The sequence below is a fragment of the Actinoplanes lobatus genome, from assembly GCF_014205215.1.
Classification (GTDB): Bacteria; Actinomycetota; Actinomycetes; order Mycobacteriales; family Micromonosporaceae; genus Actinoplanes; species Actinoplanes lobatus.
Map to the genome: position 1 here is coordinate 6,721,114 of NZ_JACHNC010000001.1, position 19,484 is coordinate 6,740,597.

At 69.1% G+C, this 19,484-nt stretch carries 18 protein-coding genes; 2 read left to right on the top strand and 16 right to left on the bottom strand.

Features of this window, described 5'->3' with window-relative positions; genetic code table 11:
• Nucleotides 1-65 precede the first annotated feature (65 nt).
• Nucleotides 66-1,232: an FAD-dependent oxidoreductase gene (locus BJ964_RS30900; protein WP_188123964.1), complete on the bottom strand. Its 1,167-nt coding sequence runs from the start codon at nt 1,230-1,232 to the stop codon at nt 66-68.
• A gap of 177 nt (nt 1,233-1,409) precedes the next feature.
• Nucleotides 1,410-1,829 (bottom strand): VOC family protein, encoded by a 420-nt coding sequence (locus BJ964_RS30905; protein WP_188123965.1) that lies wholly within the window; start codon nt 1,827-1,829, stop codon nt 1,410-1,412.
• 313 nt (nt 1,830-2,142) lie between these two features.
• Between BJ964_RS30905 and BJ964_RS30910 the strand changes: the two genes are divergently transcribed.
• Nucleotides 2,143-2,961: a hypothetical protein gene (locus BJ964_RS30910; protein ID WP_188123966.1), complete on the top strand. Its 819-nt coding sequence runs from the start codon at nt 2,143-2,145 to the stop codon at nt 2,959-2,961.
• Between the two features lie 261 nt (nt 2,962-3,222).
• Here the strand turns inward: BJ964_RS30910 and BJ964_RS30915 are convergent, their stop codons facing one another.
• The 8 genes from BJ964_RS30915 to BJ964_RS30950 all read right to left on the bottom strand — a co-directional run bounded on the left by BJ964_RS30915 (nt 3,223) and on the right by BJ964_RS30950 (nt 12,392).
• On the bottom strand, nt 3,223-3,774 hold the full coding sequence (locus BJ964_RS30915) for an RNA polymerase sigma factor (RefSeq protein ID WP_188123967.1): 552 nt from the start codon (nt 3,772-3,774) through the stop codon (nt 3,223-3,225).
• Entirely contained in the window at nt 3,771-5,216 is a 1,446-nt protein-coding gene (locus BJ964_RS30920) for a dynamin family protein (RefSeq protein WP_188123968.1), read from the bottom strand. The genes BJ964_RS30915 and BJ964_RS30920 overlap by 4 nt, the downstream gene beginning before the upstream one ends.
• On the bottom strand, nt 5,216-7,450 hold the full coding sequence (locus BJ964_RS30925) for an Hsp70 family protein (protein WP_188123969.1): 2,235 nt from the start codon (nt 7,448-7,450) through the stop codon (nt 5,216-5,218). The genes BJ964_RS30920 and BJ964_RS30925 overlap by 1 nt, the downstream gene beginning before the upstream one ends.
• Nucleotide 7,451: 1 nt before the next feature.
• Nucleotides 7,452-7,751: a hypothetical protein gene (locus BJ964_RS30930; RefSeq protein ID WP_188123970.1), complete on the bottom strand. Its 300-nt coding sequence runs from the start codon at nt 7,749-7,751 to the stop codon at nt 7,452-7,454.
• Nucleotides 7,748-8,590, bottom strand: coding sequence for a cysteine peptidase family C39 domain-containing protein (locus tag BJ964_RS30935; protein WP_188123971.1), 843 nt, complete (start codon nt 8,588-8,590; stop codon nt 7,748-7,750). Before BJ964_RS30935 ends, BJ964_RS30930 begins: the two co-directional genes overlap by 4 nt.
• On the bottom strand, nt 8,587-10,461 hold the full coding sequence (locus tag BJ964_RS30940) for a dynamin family protein (protein WP_188123972.1): 1,875 nt from the start codon (nt 10,459-10,461) through the stop codon (nt 8,587-8,589). The genes BJ964_RS30935 and BJ964_RS30940 overlap by 4 nt, the downstream gene beginning before the upstream one ends.
• Before the next feature lie 92 nt (nt 10,462-10,553).
• Complete coding sequence (locus tag BJ964_RS30945; protein ID WP_188123973.1) at nt 10,554-11,684, bottom strand: tetratricopeptide repeat protein; 1,131 nt, start codon at nt 11,682-11,684, stop codon at nt 10,554-10,556.
• A 393-nt stretch (nt 11,685-12,077) separates the two neighbouring features.
• Nucleotides 12,078-12,392: a hypothetical protein gene (locus BJ964_RS30950; protein ID WP_188123974.1), complete on the bottom strand. Its 315-nt coding sequence runs from the start codon at nt 12,390-12,392 to the stop codon at nt 12,078-12,080.
• 703 nt (nt 12,393-13,095) lie between these two features.
• Between BJ964_RS30950 and BJ964_RS30955 the strand changes: the two genes are divergently transcribed.
• Nucleotides 13,096-13,551: a hypothetical protein gene (locus tag BJ964_RS30955; RefSeq protein WP_188123975.1), complete on the top strand. Its 456-nt coding sequence runs from the start codon at nt 13,096-13,098 to the stop codon at nt 13,549-13,551.
• 222 nt (nt 13,552-13,773) lie between these two features.
• Here BJ964_RS30955 and BJ964_RS49465 read toward each other — a convergent pair whose 3' ends face one another.
• The 6 genes from BJ964_RS49465 to BJ964_RS30985 form a co-directional block, all read right to left on the bottom strand.
• A complete protein-coding gene (locus BJ964_RS49465; RefSeq protein ID WP_188127269.1) occupies nt 13,774-14,514 on the bottom strand; it encodes an SMI1/KNR4 family protein in 741 nt (246 codons plus the stop codon).
• Nucleotides 14,515-14,697: 183 nt separating this feature from the next.
• Nucleotides 14,698-15,954: an ISAs1 family transposase gene (locus BJ964_RS30965; RefSeq protein ID WP_407650817.1), complete on the bottom strand. Its 1,257-nt coding sequence runs from the start codon at nt 15,952-15,954 to the stop codon at nt 14,698-14,700.
• 68 nt (nt 15,955-16,022) lie between these two features.
• The gene (locus tag BJ964_RS30970; protein WP_188123976.1) at nt 16,023-16,481 is read right to left on the bottom strand and encodes a hypothetical protein; all 459 of its coding nucleotides are present in this window, start codon (nt 16,479-16,481) and stop codon (nt 16,023-16,025) included.
• Between the two features lie 140 nt (nt 16,482-16,621).
• Entirely contained in the window at nt 16,622-17,233 is a 612-nt protein-coding gene (locus tag BJ964_RS30975; protein ID WP_188123977.1) for a hypothetical protein, read from the bottom strand.
• Between the two features lie 227 nt (nt 17,234-17,460).
• On the bottom strand, nt 17,461-17,667 hold the full coding sequence (locus tag BJ964_RS30980) for a hypothetical protein (protein ID WP_188123978.1): 207 nt from the start codon (nt 17,665-17,667) through the stop codon (nt 17,461-17,463).
• Between the two features lie 464 nt (nt 17,668-18,131).
• A complete protein-coding gene (locus BJ964_RS30985; RefSeq protein WP_188123979.1) occupies nt 18,132-19,103 on the bottom strand; it encodes a hypothetical protein in 972 nt (323 codons plus the stop codon).
• Between the last annotated feature and the right edge of the window lie 381 nt (nt 19,104-19,484).

Consider the following 19,484-nt stretch of genomic DNA (forward strand, 5'->3'; position numbering starts at 1 on the left):
TGCGCCTCGACCGGCCGGCACCTGCTGTATGACGATCCGGGAATGCGAACCGCATTCCCGGATCGTCAGGGCCGCCCGGTAGCCCGGAGCTGTGCGGGTTCGTGGCTGTACAGCCACGCGGTGGCCTTCTCGTAGAACAAAGGTAAGAACATGCGCATGAGCAGGTCCTGCATCCGGCGTTTGACCGGTCCTGCCTTCTTGATGCCGCGGTTGTCCTCGGCCGCGTCCAGCAGTTTGACGATCCGTGGCCGCCGCTGCGCGTCGTAGGCCTTCAGCGCGTTGGCGACCGTCGGCTCCGTCAGCAGCGCGGCGGCAATCGCGAGCGCGTCCTCGATCGCCATCGAGGCGCCCTGGCCCGCACCGACCGGGTGGGCGGCATCGCCGATGAGTACGGTCCGGTCGCTGTGCCAGGTCGCCACAGGATCGAGCGCCTGGAAGATGACGGGAGGGTGTAGCCGGGTGGTCGCGGCGATGACCGCCGACGGCACGTTCTCGTCCTGGTAGAGCCGCGCTGTGCGCCGCAGCCATTCCGTGTCCGGCACGCCGTTGCGGTCCGGCTCGATCGGGTCGGCGATCTGCGCCTGCCACCACACCTCGCCGTTGTCGGCGGCCAGATGGATGAAGGCACCGTTGCGGGCGAAGGTCATGTTGAACACCCCTGGCTCAACCACGTCCATGCTGGACACACCGGAGATCGCATAGAGCCCGGCGTACTCGGGCCGGGGCGCGGCCGGGTCAAGCTGTGCGCGGACCGTCGACCAGATGCCGTCGGCCGAGACCAGCAGGTCGGCGCTGTCGCGTAGGCCACTGGCGAACTCTGCGGTCACTCCGTCAGCCGTCTCGGTCACCGCGACGGCACGCTCGCCGGTGACGATCTGCGCCCCGGCGATGACGGCCGCGTCTCGCAGTGCCGCCACCAGGCGCCCGCGCATGAGGGTGACGCTGTGGAGCGTGTCCGCACTGCCCCTGCCGCGTGGCACGTCGCCGAGCAGGCGGCCACCGGCCGACCACATCCGCTGCCTCGGTATGTCAACGCCCGCCGCCTGGACCTGCGCCAGGCAACCGAGCACGCCCAGGCCGCGCAGGCCGTTGCTGGCCAGGCTGACGAACGAGCCGATGTCACCGGCGGGATCCTCGTACGCCTCGTAGACGGTGACGTCGACGCCGATGTGACGCAGCGCGAGAGCTGCCGCGGCTCCGGCGACACCGCCGCCGATGATGATCGTTCGCATGGGAAGCACCCCCTGAATGACGATTCACTGAATATGAGTTCACTGAAGTATGTTCGATATGCCGGCTGCGATCAACCAGGTTGCGCGGAAGGGCTGGCTCGGCGGCGACGGCCAGTCAGGCCTGCTCCCGGCTCAACGAATGCAGCCGCAACCGCTCGAGCCCAAGCACGGCCTGGCTCATCCGGCAAGCCCGTTGTCAGCCAGCCACTGCGGGTCCGGTGCCACCATCTGCAGCACCTCCACCAGCAACCCGTCCGGCCCCGCGACCTGGAACCGGCGCTGCCCCCACCCCTCGGTCGTCAACGGCATCACCACCTCCAACTCGGCCGAGCGGAGCCGCTCGAACTCGGCGTCCACGTCGGCGACCAGGAATGCCAACAGCGTGCCGACGACCGTCGCGCTGCGGGTCGCCTGCGGCCAGGACTCGTGGTCCCGCTGGACGAAGTCCAGGCTCACGTTCGGGTGGTCGGCGTGCTGTGTGTTCACGTACCAGCCCAGATCGATACCGACCTTGAACCCGAGGTGCTGAACAAACCATGCCGCACTCGCAGCAGGACTCTCGGCGGCAACCGCCGTGCCTATCAAACTGAACCGCACAAGGCCTCCCGTATCGTGGCCGCCGCAATTCCTTCACGCCCGGCCGTGTTGACCTCCCCAGAATGGCCAGCCACGCCACAACCACCAACGACGAAGAACGCAACAAGCCATAACCCACCGGTTATCGAGTACGGGCTGCCGGGGACTGTACAAATTGGGTGCGTAACACGAACCACATCGAATTCGCCTGCTGGTCCTCCATGAGGTTCATGATCGGTGAACGGGCCGGACGAGTCTGCCGCAGTTCCTCGGCGCGGGCGTGATCGCTTGACCGTACGGGGGATGATGGCTGTCCTGATCATGGAGGTGGCGGGTGTCCTGGCCAGCGCTCGACGAGCATGAGAACGGCGCGCTGGTCTGGACGTGGCCGCTCACCCTGATCGCGTCGGTGGCGGGCGCCGTTCTACTGGCCGCCGGGCTGCTGTCGATGCGGGTCTTCCCGGCGTCCGAGCCGGTGACCGGCGTCGTCGCGGGCGTCGGCGGCGTCGCGATCGTCGTCGCGGTGGCCGGATTCATCGCCTCAACACTGGAACTGCGGTACGCCGACGTTCCGCTGGCCCAGCCGCCCCGGCCCGGGGATCCGCCGGGACACAGCGCGCGCAGGCGCCGGTCGCTGCGCCGGCGCAGCGGTGTCGCCTATGCCGGCGCGGCGGTCTGCTCCACCCTCGCTGTGCCCGCGGTGGCCTACGGCGGGCGGTTCGACCTTCTTCCGCTGTCGTTCGCGGTCCTGTCGGTGGGCGCGTGCGCCCTGCTCGGCCCCGCCGCCCGGTTCGTCGTCACCCCGGAGTACCTGCACCTCGACTCCGCGCTGTACCGGATCAGCGTGCCGCGGCGCCTGATCGGGGAGTTCGAGCGATCCGGTACCGAGATCCGGCTGCGGCTCACCGACGGCGACTTCACCGATGTGCGGGTGGACTCGCCGATCTGGGATCTCGGCGACGGTCGCATCTGGCGATTGAACTCACGATGCCAAGTGCGCACCACCGCCCGGCTCGCGGCCATGCTGCGCGCGGTTCCCGCCGCTGCCGGCGCCGGCAGCGGCGTCGTCACCCGCATGCGGGTCGGCACGCTCGCCTTCGCGGCTGTCACCGCGCTGGCCGCCATCACGTTGTTCGGCGTGGCCCTGTATTGAGCAGCCGACGTCCTGTCCCGTCCGGTCGGCGCGCTTGCTGCCCGCTCCGTCCATTGCCGCGCCCGCCGGGCGTAGATCGGTCGGCACGGGCCGGAGTGGGCAGCGAGATCGCGCTGACCGGACGGGACGGCCCTGATGAGAACAGGACGGCGTCACGCGTACCGGGAAGGGGCGGAAGCGACAGACGGACCTCGACCACGAAAGGTCTCCAGCGACGCGGTCCCGAAGGTCGGTAAACGTCTTACCTGCGAAAACAGCCGATCAGCCGGCGCGCAGCAACGCGACCATGCTGGCACGCGCCCGGTACAGGCGGCTCTTGACCGTCTGCACACCGACGTTCTGGTGGGCGGCGATCTCCTCGTAGCTCAGCTCGCCGTACTCGCGCAGCACCAGCGCGGTCCGGAACGGTTCGGGCACCTGCGACAGGGCCGCCTGGACCCGGTCCCGTTCGGCGTGCTGGTCGGCGTGGTCGTCGACCACGATCAGGTAGTCGTGTTCGTCGACGGCGAACGGGGTGTCCCGGCGGCGGCGGACGACGGCGAGCGCCGCGTTCGCGGCGATCCGGTACAGCCAGGTGCTGAACCGGGCGTCCTGCCGGAAGCTGCCGAGATGCTGCCAGGCGGCCATGAGCGCGTCCTGGAGGGCGTCCTCCGCGTCCGCGTGGTTGCCGGTCAGCCGCAGGCAGATGGCCCACACGCGGGTACGGCATGCGCCGGCCAGTGTCGCGAAGGCGGCGCTGTCGCCGGCGCGTGCCCGCGCGACGAGGGCGGCGTCGCCGTCCGGCCCGGGTACCTGCGCTCCGGCGGCGGTCATGACTGGGCCCGCCGGGCGATCAGCTGGTACGACCGGGCCAGCACCCGGCCGGCCTCCGCCTCGGCGGGCAGCAGGGCGAACGCGGCCTGGGACTGCGCGGCGGCGGCCCGGCGGCGCGCCTCGCCCGCGATGTCGCCGGCGGCCGCTGTCTCGGCCAGCCCGAGCCTGGCGGGATCGGACGAGTCCGCGGCGACCTGCTCCAACTCCACCCGCAACGGCGAGGTCGGCTCCTCGGCGACCAGATTGCGCAGGGCACGCAGCTCGCGGACCGGATGCAGGGCGGGATCCAGCCGAGCCTGTTCGATCAGAGCGAGCACAGCGCCGGTATCCGCTTGCGGGGCGTCCGCGGCGCGGGTCAGCAGCGTCATCGCCCGCATGGCTTTCAGCGCGTGCGCGCGGCACAGCAGGCTGCGTCCAAGCAGGTCCTCGACCCGGCCGAGCCCGGACACGGTCTCCAGCCAGTTCACGAGCTGGTGGGCGCCGGCGGCGCAGTGGTGCCGTCCCTCGTGCACCCCGTGGACGCCCAGCGCGGCGTAGAGCCGTTCCAGCGCGGTGACGTCGATCCCGTCGGGCAGCGGCAGCCGATGGCGCAGCCGCAGCCGCTGCTCCGGCACGCCGCTGGTGGCCGCGAGGACCCGGGCGTCCCCTTCGCGGATCAGGCCCGTGCGGGCGGTCTCGGCGAGCAGGCCGGCGGCCGCGACGACCGCCGAAACGTCCGCGGCACGTGCGCCGGCGAGCCGGGCGGCCGACGCGTCAGCCGCCGCGAACGGGTCGGTGCCACCGTCGCCGAACAGGTCGGCCTGCGACAGCACCCCGATCGCGTTGACGGCGCTGGCGCCCAGCTCACCGGTGGCGCTGCGGAACTGGCGGAGGAACTCGACCTCGTCCTGCCGTTCCGCCTCACGGAACACGAAGAGCACGGCATCCGCCTCGCCCGCGGCATACCGGGACGCGGTTTCGGACCCGTCCGGGGAGACGCCGAGCACCGCCTTGCGGGTGGCATCCTCGTTCTCGCCGGTCAGGGTGGCCAGGCCGGGTGTGTCGATGAGGGTCTTCTCGCGCAGCGCGGCGGCCTGGAGGTGGACGACGATCCGGGCGACGTCCTCGGCCGGAATCCCGAGTGTCTCCGGCAGCCGCCCGTCGTGCAGCGGCAGGTCACGCCGGGTGCCGTCGTGCAGGTGGAGTTCGGCGCGTTCGGGGGCGCCGTAGCGGTACCAGGTGACCGTCCGAGTGCACTCGCCCGCCGCCGTCGGTGCGATGCGGCGCCCGACGAGCGCGTTGACCAGTGTCGACTTGCCGGCCTTGACCCGTCCGACGACGGCCAGCCGCAGCGGCTCGCCCACGGTGTCGCGGATGGAGGCGGCCGTCTGCCGGCCCGCCTCGTCGAGCAGCGGGGCGACCTCGTCGCACAGCCGTGCGATCCGCGCCGGGACGGGATGCATCAGGGCCTGCCCAGGTGGGTGCGGATCAGGTTCGCCACCTCGGTGATCTGGTCGGTGCGCAGCTCCACGTCCGCGCCGGGTGGCGGGCAGTCGGCCCCGGGCCGGTAGGTGGTGCCGATGACGATCCGTCGCTGCACGTTGCCCCAGTCCACCCTGATCCGTACGCCGGTGACCACGTCCGGGGTGAGGATCACCGGTACGCCGTTCCAGCCGATCCTGCCGTTGGTCAAGTCGAGCAGCGGGCCGTCGATGGGGATCACCACGGCGGGCGGCCTGGCCCCGGCCGCGGGGTAGAAGAGCAGGTGGCTGGGCCAGCCGGCCATCCCCACGCCCATCACAGACACCTGGTGGGTGTGCTTCGGCGGCGCACCGAGACAGGTGCGGATCAGCTGGGTCACATCCGGCCGCCGGGCGGTGACCGCGGCCAGCCCGCCGCCGGCGGGAGACGCGTAAAGGCCGGCGAGGTCGTGCAGGTACGCCTGCTGCTGCGGCGTGGGATGCGCGGGGCGACGAATCGGAGGTAGCGACGGCGCGGCGGCCTCGGCCGGTTCGACGGCGGCCGACAGCCAGATCCGGTCGGGTTCGGGCGGGTCACCGTGGGTGAACGCGTCCAGGTAGTGGTTGCCGGGCGCCCAGGTGGACCAGTCCGGCCGCCGGAGGATCTCCTGCCGCTCCGCCTCGGTGGCGGTGCACCAGGTCCGCATGACACGGACCGCCCAGACGTCGCCGGGTCCGTGCTCGTCGTTCCAGCGCTGGCGGACCGTTGGCCTCCATTGGCCGACGAGCCACTGCGGCGAGTCCCCGAAGAAGACCTTGATCGGCAGTGGCACACCGGACGCCGGCGGCTGCGGGATTTCCAGACCCGCGTTGTCACGGCGCATCCGGGCGATCAGGTCCGGGTCGGCGATCACCCGTTCGATCAGACCGGGTACGCACATCAGCGCGGCCAGGATCACCAGGTCGTCGACGAGCGCCGGGCCCTGTGGGGTGCCCGCCAGCGCGGCCGCCAGCGCCGGGTTGACCTGGAGAACCCGCTGCGCCGCCGCGCTCAGATCGGCCGCGGGTACGGTCGGCGGCGGGTTCGTGACGACGGTGGGCACGGCCGTCGCCGTCTCGGCCGTCCGGGGCGCCGCCGGCGCGGGCACGGTGGCCGCGGCTACCGCGACGGCATGGTGTGCCCCCAGCGCCACGACGAGTTTCGGGTCCTCGAGCGTGGCCGGTGGACGGCCCAGCAGCGCGGTCAGGTCCCGCTGGACCGCACGCAGGTGTGCCGAGCCGCCGGTGAGGTAGAGCGCGTGCAGGTCCCCGGCAACCAGACCGGCCTGCGCCAGGGTCTGTGCGGTCAGCTCGGTGGCGCGCCGGACCTGAGGTGCGACCAGCTCGTCGAACTCGGCCGCGGTGATCGTCACCACCTCTTCGGCGTCGCCGGCCACGACCGGGATGCTGGCGTGCTCGTGCTCGCTCAGCTCGTGTTTGGCCTCGCGGACGTCGTTGCGCAACGCCAGCAGCGCCCTGGCGTTGGCCGGGTCGCGTACCGCGCTCACCAGGTCGCCGCGGTCCCGCTCCTGCAACCGGGCCAGCACGGCCGTCAGCAACAGATGATCGAAGACGTCGCCGCCCAGCGGGTCGGCGCCGGCCGACGCGAGCACCCGCATCCCGGAGTCGCCGCCGTCGGCGCGCAGCAGGGCCACGTCGCAGGTGCCGCCGCCGAAGTCGAAGACCGCGACCGTGCTGCCGTCCGGCGGTGGCGTCGTGTTCGCGTAGTGCGCGACGGCCGCGACCGGCTCCGGCACCAGGCGCAGGATCTCCTCGGGGAAGCCCGCCTCGACCGCCGCGGCCCGCAGCACCCGCCGGCGCGGTTCCGCCCAGTCCTGTGGGTGGGTGAGCAGTACCGCGTCCGGCCGGTCGTCGCCGCCGACCCGGGCGGCCCGGACGGCGACGACGCGCAGGACGGCGGCGACCAGCGTCACCACCGGGATGTCGCGGCCGCCCAGCAGGACGGTGTCCTGCCCGATCAGGCGTTTCGGTGAGCGCTCGAACCCGTCCGGGTGCAGCCGCGCCGAGCGGACGGCGGCGGTGCCGACCTGGATGTCCTGCGGGGTGGCCAGCACCGCGGACGGCATCTGTTCCGCCGAGTCCGACAGCCGGACAGCCGTCGGCGGCGCGTCGCCGCGCCGGTAGGCGGCCGCGGTGTTGGAGGTGCCGAAGTCGATCGACAGGGACCAGCCGGGCAAGTCAGTATGTCTCCGGTTCAGGCCCTGGCAGCCAGGGGTCGGGTGAGGGTGGCTGCGCGACATCGTGATCTTCGATCACGTCCTCGGTCAACTGCCCGGACGGGTCGAGCCACCAGTCCGTGTCGTCAGCGGCCACGTCCACCGAGGTGACGAAGTCCGGCTGGTCGGGCACCAGATCCGCGGATTCGATCCGCTCCGCGTCCGGGTCGAGCGCCCGCGCCAGCGCCGCGGACCACACCGCCCGCGGGGGTGCCGGCGGCTCACCGAGCACCCCCTCTTCCGGCTCCAGCGGATCAGTCACAGCCGGCGCCCCAGCAGTGCCCGGCCCACGAGCAGAACCGGCAGGACCACGTACGGCCGCTCGACGAGCCACGACACGACGTCCGGGAGCCGGCCCGAAGCCGGAAGCGGCGCCGGCTCCGCGCCGGGCACCTGAACGGGCGGAACGTCGCAGACGAGGGCCGCGTTACCGGAATCCGCCCAGGCGTCGGCGAGGACATCCAGCGGAACCTCCATCCGGTTGCCGTCGCCGGTTCCGGGGTCGGAGAGGATCGCCACCCCGCGGTCGACGTCGATGCCGGTCAGGACGACGGCGTGATCGGCGCCGGCCTCGTCCTCCCGGGCGTACCAGATCTCGTCGCCGTCGACCGCCAGCATCACCCGCCGGCCCTCCGCGAGGTAGCCCGCCAGAGCCTCGACCCCGATGCCGATCTGGATCTCGGCCGGTACGCCCGCATCCTCCAGCAGCGCGTGTGCGCCCTCGATGCCCATACCGGGCACCCCGTCCGCCCCGACCTCGAACAGGTGAAGCTCATTGGCGCGAGCCACGAACGCGGATTCGTCCGCATGATGTACGCCGGTGTACTCCGACACGATCTGCGCGATGCTGGCCGGCACGCAGTAGCCGTTGGCGGACTGCTCGAACCAGTGCTCGGCGTCCCCGTCCGGATCGCCGACGAGGCTGCCGTCCACCACCCAGCCGGCACCGTCGGCGGGTGACGCACCGGCGAACGGCGCCGCGCCGACTGCCACGTCGTCGTACTGCTCCCCGGACAGGTCGGGCAGCAGCCGTACCTCGTCGATGTCATCGTCGGGCGGGGACGGCAGCAGCGTGTCCGTCCAGCTGTGATCGTCGGTCATCGGTCCACTCCCTGCGTGTTCTCCGGTCGTCGCGAGTCTGATGCGCCGAATCCCGCCGATGTTCCCGGCGCCGCCAGCGAATCGAGTTCGCGTTCGACGAGGTCCCGTTGGTCGGCCACGGCCTCGAGGTCACGATCCAGCGCGGCCAGGCGGTTACTGCGGTCGGTGGCCGAAGCCCCAGCCGCGTTCTCGGCATCGGCCACGATCACCTCGATCCGCGCGATCTCCGCCTCCAGGTGGTCCTCGACGGCGATCATCAGCTCCGGGCGGCACTCGCGGATCGCGGAGTCCACCGCGGCGATGAGGTCGCCGCGCAGCGCCGTGACGGACTCGGTGAGGGCGATGTCGAGCTTCTGCCGGCCGACGCGCAGCTTGCGGGCGCCCAGGGTCAGCAGGAACCAGGCGCCCCCGAACACCAGGCCCACCGGCCCGCCCATCGCGGACGTCCCCGCCAGCCCGAACTTGCCGGCCATACCCGCTCCCATGAGCGCCGAGTTGGCCAGAGCCGGATCGAACCCGCCCCCACGCGGGTCCAGCTTCCGGCGGCCGGGGGTCAGGACGACCTCGATCCCGGCGGTCACCGGTTGCAGCGCCGCGACCGCGGCGTCGACGCTGCCGAACAGCTCCGCGGCGGCCGCCAGCAGGTCGTTGCGCAACCGGTCGGCGACGTGTGCCGCGATCAGGAGGAACTCGCTGTTCAGCTCCGCGAGCACGGCGGCGGCACCGTCCTCGGTGACACCGCTCCACTCCCGGCTGATCCGCAGCCGCCAGCGGTCGCGCAGCTCGTCGACGAGCCGGGTGATGTCGCGGGCGGCCGACTGACGTACCCTGCCCAGGTCGCGTTCCAGGTCGAGGCGCCATCGGCGTTTGCGGGCCTGCAGCCGCTCCAGCGCCGCGCGTTCGGCGTGGACCGGATCGTCGTTCCCGGGCATCGCGGTGAGAGCGCGGCGGTGACCGTCCAGCTGCCCGGTGAGCCGGTGCAGCCCGGAGAGAGCGGTGCGCAGCACGTTGGCCAGCCCGATCGCGTGGGCATCCGACTCCCGACCGCGGAGCACCTCGGCCAGCGCCGCGATGTTCGACTCCTGCTCCAGCAGCGGCTGGATCTCCGGGTCCTCGACCTCGCGTGACTCGGCCGCCAGCGTCGCCGAGACGGCGAGCATCGGCGCGTCGGCGAACCGGGGGGCGTGCCGGCGCAGCAGCTCCTGGTTCGCCGCCACGATCTGCCGCCCCGAGTCGGCGTAGCGGTCGGCCTTGGTGACCGCGAACACCACCGTCTCCACCTGCTCGGCCGCCTCCGCCAGGAACCGTAGCTCCGGAGCGGTGAGAACCTGCCCGGCGTCGGTGACCATGAGAAGCACACCCGCGCGTGCGGCCTCCCACCGGGCGAGGCGGCTGTGCGCCGACTCGATGCCGCCGACGCCCGGGGTGTCCACCAGCGTGATGCCCGGCAGCCAGCGGCTGACCGCCGCCACCTCGGCATGGCCGGCCGCATCGGGTGAGTCGCCGGGGCCGGCACCCAGAAACGCCACGGCGTCCTCGCGCGGCACCTGCCGCCGCCCGTCCGGACCGATCAGCGCCCAGCCCTCGTCCGGCAGCTCCTGCGACGGCGGCACCACGTGCAGAAACGCCCCGGCCGGGACGTCTGCGCCGATCGGGGACACGTCGCGGCCGGTCAGCGCGTTGACCAGCGAGCTCTTGCCACGCTGCACCTCACCGACGACGACGATCACGAGCCGGTCGTTCGTCGCCGCGGCCAGTGCGGCGTCCAGGCGCGCCACATGGTCGTCCAGCCTGTGCTGTTTGAACAATTTGCGGGCGCCGACGATCGCCCCGTGCTGAATCCGGGTGACGGCGAGACGGGACGACGACACACACGCTCCCTGACTGGTGGCGGAGATGCTGGTCAGGCCCCGCAGTGGAAGGATGGTGCCACGAGCACCGCTCCCGATCGAAGCCGGATCCGTCAGCGGCCCGCCCACCGCACCCGCAGCCGGAACCAGCACCGCCGCAGCAGAAAGTAGAACTCGGCGGCGAACCGGTTCCGCACCCGCAGCATCAGCAGCAGCAGCGGGACCGTCGTCAGAGGCGTCGCCACCGCCCGCAGCCCCGAGCCCGATCCCGGTGCGGGATCCACGACGATCAGCAACCCGCTCAGCGTGATCGCGGCCAACCGCAGCACCGCGAACGCGAATGTCACCCGCCACAGATTACGGCGGATCAGCGTACGGGTCGCCGCTGCCAGCCGGCGCCATCGCCACCGCAGGAACGCCGCGGCCGCGGCCACCCCGAGCAGCACCGGCGCCACGGCGAGCAGCGCGCCCGAGGTCCCGGCCACCTGCTCCCGGCAGGCGGCGGCCACGACGACCGCGACGACCAGCGGCACCGTCGCCGCGTCGGTCAGCAGCCACAGGGCCCGGCGGGCACCCGACGTGGCAGTGTGCAGCACGTCCGGGTCGTGCGGGGCCGCACGCAGGGTGTCGCCGAGCAGCGCCGACGAACGCAGCGCCCGGCCCCGGTCGGCATCGACGGCGCCCAGCCGGTGCAACGTGTCGGCGTTCTCCGGATCCAGCGCCAGGGCCGTACGGTAGGCCTGCCGGGCCCGCCGGAAGTCGGCCATCCGCCGTAACGCATCGCCCGCCACCAGATGCGCGATCGGCTCCTGCGGCGCCAGCCGCCGGGCGCGGTCCGCGGCCGCCCCCGCCGCCACGATCCGGGCTGTCCCACCGGCCGCGAGCAGCGCCTGCGCCAGCGTGACGTCGTTGCGGAAGTCGTGCGGGTCGAGCCGCCGCGCTTCGGTGGCGGCGTCGAGGGCCGCGCCGGTGCGGCGCAGCTCCAGCAGCGCCATGGCCCGCTGGCGGTGGACGATGGGATCGGCCGGGACGAGCGCGGCCGCCTGCTCGGCGACGCTGAGCATCTCGTCGTGATGGCCGGCCTGGTGCAGGCAGTGGGCGAGCGCCCGCAAGGCCGCGACGTCGCCGGGGTCCTCGGCCAACAGCTGCCGCAACAGCGGCACGGCGGCGCTCGCCCGCCCGATCTGGGCCAGGTGCAGAGCCTGGCGGATCCGGTCGGCCGGTTCCGCGTGAGCACCCGTCACCACTGTGCGGCCTTCATGCCGTACGCGACCGGGCCGGCCTCGATCTCCGCGGCCGGGCTGGAAATCCGAGCGTCCTCAGTCATGGTCGGCGCAGCCTACCCGGCGGCCGGTGCTGCACCGCCCCAGCCCGAGGATCGTTCCCGGAACCCCGCCAGCACATCGATCGCTTCCGCCCTGTCCGTCACGGCCACCACAACGACCATCGATAGGCGCTGGACGCGCTCCATCCGTCCCGGGTGCCGCTGCGGCACAGCCCGTCAGATCGAAGATGGGCTCTACGATGCGCGGATAAGTAGCCGATGAGACTACGTCGCGCCACCCCCGGCACTACCCCAGCAGAGGCCCTGACCCGCTGGGGCGGCCGAGGTGTGAAGAAGTCTCTATCGAGAGTGCCTAAATCACCGCAGCGAGAAACCCGATCACCGCTGTACCGCCGCAGGGGATCGCAATCAGCCCAAATACCCATCCGGATAGAACACCCATCGCGAGGTTCGGCGAGCTCGGTCGAAGACCAAAGCCAAGCGCCATGCAGACGACGAACAGCACAAGTTCGAGTGCTCCGGTCAGGTAGGCCGCCATGAACACCGAGTCGGGTACGACGTAAAAGGCGGTATACAGAAAAGGAGCGGCGGCGACAACATGGCCGGTTATTGCAGCAGCTAGTCCTGCGGCGGCCTGGTTGCGTAATCCCGATTGATCAGCGGTCACAGCGGTAAGAATGTCCGTGGCCTTATCGGCGGTCCAGTTGGCCCGGCAGGTTTTCACGGAACTTCCCGACGCTGCTCACACGATCTCCACACGCGCTGGCTGGGCGGTCGCCTCTCGAGTAAAGTGCCGCAGCAGCGGACCGGCGCGCTGGCCGGCGTGTTGATCTGCCGAGATGAGTTCGTTGCTCACCCACTCTGATGTGCCTCGTGGAAGCTCTTTACACGGAGCGTGGGATCCCCGCTATCGGGTGTTTGCAAGCGGTCGGTAAGCAGAAAACCGGGTAGGGCGAAACGGGCCGCGTGTGCCCGCTCTGACAGCACGAATCCTGTACCGTTCAGTTCTTGCTTCCAGCCAAGTTCCAGGGCGTAACTGACGATCGCACGGACGTCTGTGGAAGTGGGATAGGCCCCATCGGCAGCACAGGCGCCCCACGATGACGGCCAGGCCGGGGACAGCAGGTCCGCGTTGAGCCGAGTAGCCTAGATTGGCGAGCGTGGATCATGATGACCTTGTCCGAACCGCGGTCGCGGTGGCCGCTGCCGCTGACCGGCGCGCGATCGAGCAGGCGTGGCTTGCGAGCCTGGTTACGAGGGACCAGAGTCGGCGGAGTGTTTGGCCGCGGCTAACGTTCCTGCGGCACTTGCCCCAGCATGGCTTCGTGCCGTCGCAGCATTTCCACCCCACGAATTGTGGGGTGTGCGGTATGCGCGAGAGCGAAGATGCTGTCACATCCGAGTGCCTCGCCAGCGATGCCTTCTGGTTCCGGCCGATAAATATTCCGTGGGCCAGCGCCGCGGTGGAGCGGTTCGACGGAGCAGACGATGGCCATGATGTCCGCCGGGGCCGAGCAGTGCTGGAAGATATCGTTGATGCGATCCGGTCGCTGCCCGAGTCCGCACAGTTGACGGAGCTGAACGCAGCCCTGATCGGCAAACTAAAGTCGAACAAGCTAGAGCGGACAGTTCTGCTCGAAGCTCTTGGTTACGCCGGCGCCCTGCCCGCGGACGGATACCCGAGCTATGCGACAGAGTTCGTATCGTTCGACGACGCAAACACGCGAATGCCCAGCCAGTTCTACAAGAAGGAATGGGCGTACCCCGTGCGGTTCTGGACCGGCGTGGACGGAGTCGATCCCGCCCGTCTGCCCACTGGTGAATGATGGAAGGCTTCCGTCATGGCTACCGCGAACCTGGCCATCTCAACGGTGAGTTGACTGTACCTGGTCGCTCGGTTGTCGGCCATCACCTCCTGGACCTGAACCGGATCTACGGCTTGACGTGAGCAAGGCGCGATTAATTTCCCGCACCGGCATGTCGGCTAACTCTCATGGCGATGCGGGCATGACGAAAGTCATTCCAGGCCTATTTGGCCATATTTGCGATTATCTGTGTTGGATTTGATCCTCTGCTTCTTTGAGCCATCGGCGGTACCAGTGAGCGAATCCGGTAGGCCTGCCATCCGGCTCGCAAAGCGGTCGAAAGCCGCCGTCGTCGGCGGTGTCGTCTGCCCACATCTGGCCACGTGCGGGCCCGCTGATCACGAGTACCTCACGGAGGGCGCAACCGAGGTGACAGAGATAGAGCAACCCGATGGAGTGCTCGGGCGCGCAGGTGACGTCATCGTGGTGCCGCCAATAGACGTCCTCGGCCTCGTTGAATTGCTCCTCTGAGTCGAAGTCGTCCTCGTCCGGCGGATCGGGTAGGCCATCGGCCGGGTTGAACGCCTCGGTACGCGGGAACGGCTGGCTCAACGTAGCTAGATCAGTAAGGTCCGCGCCATCTCCCTCCCAATGCCATCGGCCCTCGACACGGCGGAGCGGGAACAGGCCGTATGCAGGTCCCGCGCCTCCCCTGCCGACGTGTAGGAGAAAAGTCCGGTACTCGCCGGGTAGCTCGATGCCCAGCTGTGACTCCAACTCGGCCAACTCATGGTCCGTGACAGGAGGCTCAAGTCGCCACTGATGGTCGTTGGCTCCAAAGATTGAGCCCGAGTTTGGATGGATGGACAGTGCGGCCAGGCGAGCACGTACGTCCGACCAGTCCGAGTTAATCACCACGCCACCATAGACCGCTGCTCGTAGCCCCGCTGCCGTGCAGCCTCCGCCTCGGCAAAGGGGCACCATTCCAGAAGCCTGATTCTCGGCGGGCCACAACTCCCTCACAGGCCGCTGCGCGGGCCACGGCTGATGACGTGAGGCAGCGACAACGAGCGACAACTTCGATGTGTCCTCAGTCTTCGAGCGGCTGCTTTGCCTGGATGGAGGTGATGCGATTTTCGGCTGGCGAGTAGACGATCAGGGGCAGGGTCATTGCGTGTTGGGATAGATGCTGGTCACGGCCTGTATGAGGTCGTTTGAGCGGCGGTCAGCGCGTCGGTTGGCGCGGGCGATGTTGGTTGCGCCGTTGATGCGGTGCCAGCCGATGGCGGTGTTACGCAGGGTGGCCATGATGGCGGGTCCGGTGCCGGTCCGGGCTTGATGTTGGTCTTCACGGAACGTGACATCTCGGACGTTGTGTACCTGGTTTTCGATCAGCCATTCTGCTCTCGCCCATTTCTGCAGGTCGGCGGGTTGGGCGTGGGCGGCGGGCAGGGAGGTGATCAGGTAGGCGGTCTCGCGGCTGGTCTTGCCGTCGACGGTGCGGGTACGGGTGATCCGGACGGCCTGCTGGGCGTGCGGAAACGCGATACCGCCCGGGATGTGCACAGTGACGGCTTTGACGGTGCGGGTCTCTTTGCGGCCGTGGCCACGATCGCGGGTCCGGTCACCGACCGGGATTTGTGCCCAGGGAACGGCCTTGAGCTGGGCGAACAGGGTGGGCTGGTTGCCTTTTGCCTGCAGGAGCAGGTGGGCTCCGCGGGCGGTGATCTGCCGGGCGTGATCGGTCTGGGTATGCAGTGCGTCGGCGACGAACAGCACCCCGGCCAGGTCGCCGAGGATTTTCTCGACGGCGTTGAGTAGCGGGGTGAATGCTGGGATTTCGTTCGACTTGGTGTCGACGGTGACTTGGGCCAGAACGATGCCGGTGCTGGTGTCCAGCGCGGACAGCAGATGCACCTGACGCCCCTCAGCCAGCCGGGCGCCCCTGAGTGTTTTGCCGTCGACGGCGATCACCGTCCGGTAGCGGTGCGGCCGTTCGGGCGCCGGCTGCGCCCGAGCGCGAAGCCAGCCGGCCAGGACCGCGCTGACCAGGGCGTCATCGAGGCGGGTCAACAGTCGCCACACCGTTGTTCCGGCCGGTATTCCACGGGTGAACCCGAGTCGGGCCTGCGCAGGTTCGTCGAGGTCGTACAGCCAGTCGGTGATCGCAGTGAACGATGAGGCGCCGGCCAGGACCGCGCAGACCGCGACGGTCAGCAACGCTGCCAGGGGATACCGGATGCCACGAGGGTTCCGCGGGTCCGGGACCAGGCTTACGGCGTCGAGGAGTCCTCGGCGTTCACTGTCGGTGACCGGCCTTGTAGGCGTGTCCGGCCCAGGGGTAGTCACGGTCAGTGCGGAGATCAGAGATGATGCCATCGGCGGGTGGAGTCCTCGGTGGTCGTGCAGCGTGAAGAACTCCATGATCACCTTGAGGGCTTCACCCACCCCAACTGCCTCCACAGAGGCCACTCACTCCACAAAATACCTGGTCAGCGCATCACGCTCCGAGAATGCAACAGCCCTGCGATCAGGGGTACGTTCGGGGTGCTCTCCGGGGTAAGAACAACCTGTTTGTTGAGCTTCTGGCCGACCGTTCGCAGGAAGGAGCACAAGACGTTCAGTGCTTCCTGCCCATGCACGTCGTCTGGGTCGAAGTCGAACTCGATTTCTTCAGGGCTGAAGAAATGCGTGGCGACGACAATGTCGACTGCTGGTCGGATGTGCAGTGTGGGTGAACAGTCGCGCCGACGCTCGAAGATGTCCTCTATGCGGTCTGGCAAGGGCTTTAGCGTGCCGCCACTGCTGTAATCGTGCGGCCATCCGACCGAGCGAACGGCGTCGAGGACGAGTTGCCAATCGGTCATGCTGACGTCGAAGACGTACGCATCCAACAGCGACCCGTCGTCCTCGAAGTAATGGGCCACATCTTCCCAGCGCAGGTCTGTCACCGAGTCATCATCCCGACCTGGGTGTTCTTCAGCAGCCCATTTTCATGCTTGAGAAGCATCATCCGCACGCCCATGATCACGTGCACTCTCATAGCCGCGATCCGTGCGCGTCCTGTAGACCCCGACAGGGGCGTCTCGTTTCATCTTTCCGTCCACACCGGCCTGAGCCCACCGCTCGTGCTGTAGAACAGGTGAGGCTGTAGTTCCTGTGCTGAGATCAGGGCATGCCGCAAAGTACGCGGATTGCCGGCCTCGACAGTCAGGAAAGGCTGGGTAGCGAGAAGATCGCGCAGGCCCGACAGTGGCCACGCAAGCCCGAGCAGCCGCCGGGCGCTGGCCAGGATCGCGATCGATCCCGACGGTATGCGGTCGACGTAGATGTCGGCCTTGACCGGCAGATTCCAGCTGGCTTCCATCGGGTTCCGCTGGCAGCCTAGAAGATGCGAGGCCCGGGTGCCTGCGGTAGCTGCTCGGGTCGTCTGTGCCAAGCTGTACCACCAGCCAGCATCGATCCTCGTTTCGCCGGTGTTCAAGAGTTCGTCTTCGAAGCGCTCCAGGTCCACCGACGGGACCGAGCCGTGCTTCGCGACAGCGACGACATCTCTTGGCAGACGTACGCCATGTTTCTCGACATAGTGTGTCAAGCCTTGCGGCCATACGAAGTTCTCGCCATCGGTTTGCTCGGCACTACCGTTGGGCGAACCGCACAATCGGCACACTGATATGCCTGCCCGCCACGGCATGTACAGCACCAGCCCGCAGATATTCGGCGATGGTCCGCGTTTCATCAGGGTTTACGCCGATGGATACGAAGTCGCAGACGTCCGGCAGCCCTCCGGTTGCCTCAGGACCGTCCCAGTAGCCGATCAGTCGCAGAACCCTGGGCATTTGCTCTACCCCATCACACATGCCGGATCAAACGCGGCCACGGTACCAGTGAGTGCGCTCTTCTGCCGCTGTGATGTCGTGCGTTGGGCTCTCACGCAAGGTGCTCGCAGTACGGGCTGCATTTCCTGCCGAGGGAGTGGCCAAGGTCGGCGAGCAAGCGCGCGCCTCGCTCGACCTCCTCCCGAGTTGGCGGAGTAATCGGCGCACCCGCGGCGATGTGCTCTCCGACCTCATACAACGTGGCGTACAGATCCTCGGCGGTCGCCCGATCCAATCGCAGCGTGATGTCACCGTCCACGGGGCGACTTTACTGTCATGCCGCCGAGAGGTCCGCGGCTGGCGGAGTCGCCAGCCGCTCGAGCGATGAAGGCTGACTGACCGTAATGGCAGACAGCGAATGGTTCAGTGATCAAGTTGAGCTGGACCCGTCAGGACCGAACGAAGCCGCATGGTTCGGCTCGGAACCTTCACCGAGGCCGGCTCGCCGTATCGATCCCCGCCGACCACGTCGACTGCCCCTGGAGATTTGCCCAGCGGCGATCGCGCCTCGGCGTAGAAGCTCGTCGCGATCTGGGACTTGTCGGGCACTCCGCCGTCGGCGCGTGAGCACCACGATCAAGGCCGCGATGAACAGCGTCAACCCGATGCTTCCACCGAGAATGATTTCTGGCATAGATAAGAATGTATTAATGGCGGGCAAGCCGTTAGGCACTGTCATGCCGCTGATAAGGCGACTTCGTCGTTCCGGGCCGTCCTTTGGGCTCAGCCGCCGGGCACGACAGCGACCACGGCGTCTGGGGCGTCGACCGGGTAGAGCCCCCAGCTCAGCGCCGCCCGAGCCGCCTCTAGGAATACCGTCACCTCGCCCGCCCCGACCCGCCGGTACCGCAGCGCACCGTCGGCGGGCTCCTTGAGCAGCCCGTGATATTCCTCGGCCGCCGGCGGCTCCCACCCGTCCGCAACGCCGCCGGCGGGCGGCTCGGGGAACGCGGTGATCGTTGCCCCTGGCGGAATTGCGTCGCGGGCCTTCGCCGGATCGCCGCCCCGGGGAATCAGCAGCCACCGGTGCTCCCCTTCCCCCGTGCTCGCCAGCAGGACGAGGTCCTGCTCCTCGACGGTGTCCCTGACCTGCCACCACCAGCCGTCGTCCGCGACCCCCTCGGTGAATTCGGCGGGGACCAGGGCCGGTTCCGCAGTAGTGCGCGGCTTGCGCGAGTCGACGATCGCCTGGCGGACCTGATCGCGGATGGCCACCACACCGATCAACAGCACGGTGATCCCGGCGATCCGGACGGCGTCCAGCAGCGCGTCCACTCCGAGGGCGGAGACGACGTCGGACCCCGACGCGGGGTCGTGCCGCCGGACCACCGCGGGGATTCCGACGAGAAGCGACCACACCGGCACCGACCAGTGCCAGACCGCGCCGTCGGCATCAGCCGGGACGAAGTAGCCGAGCATCTCCCGCGTCCGGTGCCGCCACAGGTAGAAACCGCCGATGTACGCGCCGAGCAGTACGAAGTGCAGCAGCCAGACGTCCATCGGATGGTCGATGATCCAGAGCACGTTCGGCGACACCGCCGGGTCGCCTGTCGACAGATGATGACGCAGGGCCAGTTCGCCGGCGAACAGGAACACGTCGAAGGCGCCCGCAACCCCGACGGCCAGGATCAGTGCGCGAGTGCCGAACTCCCATGAACGCGGCGGGCCGATAACGGCGGCCGTGGTGTCCTTCATCGAGCTTCCCGTAATCAATCTGTCCGATGGCGATCGTACGACCCTGAACGATTCCTCGTAGCGTCCCGGGACGTAGTCGGGGCGGCACGCTCTCGTGGCGGCATTGAGGAAAAACTAGGAGCTGCGGTTGCGCCAGTACTTGACCAGGCCTACCGCGGTAAGAACGGAGCCGCTGACTACGCACGCTCCGAATCCGAGCTGAAGGAACCCGGCGCCGATGTTCGGACCACCCCACTGAACCGGAAAGGCTTCTTCAGCCCACAGGTTGGCAGCCGCCCCGATCAAGCCGACCGCGAGCGCTAGAAGGCCGGCCTTGGTTGATGACATTTCGAAGGACCCCTCATCGAAGCAAGGCAATCATGATCACGTGTCGCGGGGGAT

Bases quoted from the DNA above. Each gene is read 5' to 3' on its own strand.
- BJ964_RS30965 (WP_407650817.1), bottom strand. From the start codon at position 15,954: ATGGAGTTCTTCACGCTGCACGACCACCGAGGACTCCACCCGCCGATG.
- BJ964_RS30900 (WP_188123964.1), bottom strand. From the start codon at position 1,232: ATGCGAACGATCATCATCGGCGGCGGTGTCGCCGGAGCCGCGGCAGCT.
- BJ964_RS49465 (WP_188127269.1), bottom strand. From the start codon at position 14,514: ATGGTGCCCCTTTGCCGAGGCGGAGGCTGCACGGCAGCGGGGCTACGA.
- BJ964_RS30920 (WP_188123968.1), bottom strand. From the start codon at position 5,216: ATGCATCCCGTCCCGGCGCGGATCGCACGGCTGTGCGACGAGGTCGCC.
- BJ964_RS30935 (WP_188123971.1), bottom strand. From the start codon at position 8,590: ATGACCGACGATCACAGCTGGACGGACACGCTGCTGCCGTCCCCGCCC.
- BJ964_RS30985 (WP_188123979.1), bottom strand. From the start codon at position 19,103: ATGAAGGACACCACGGCCGCCGTTATCGGCCCGCCGCGTTCATGGGAG.
- BJ964_RS30955 (WP_188123975.1), top strand. From the start codon at position 13,096: ATGCGCGAGAGCGAAGATGCTGTCACATCCGAGTGCCTCGCCAGCGAT.
- BJ964_RS30915 (WP_188123967.1), bottom strand. From the start codon at position 3,774: ATGACCGCCGCCGGAGCGCAGGTACCCGGGCCGGACGGCGACGCCGCC.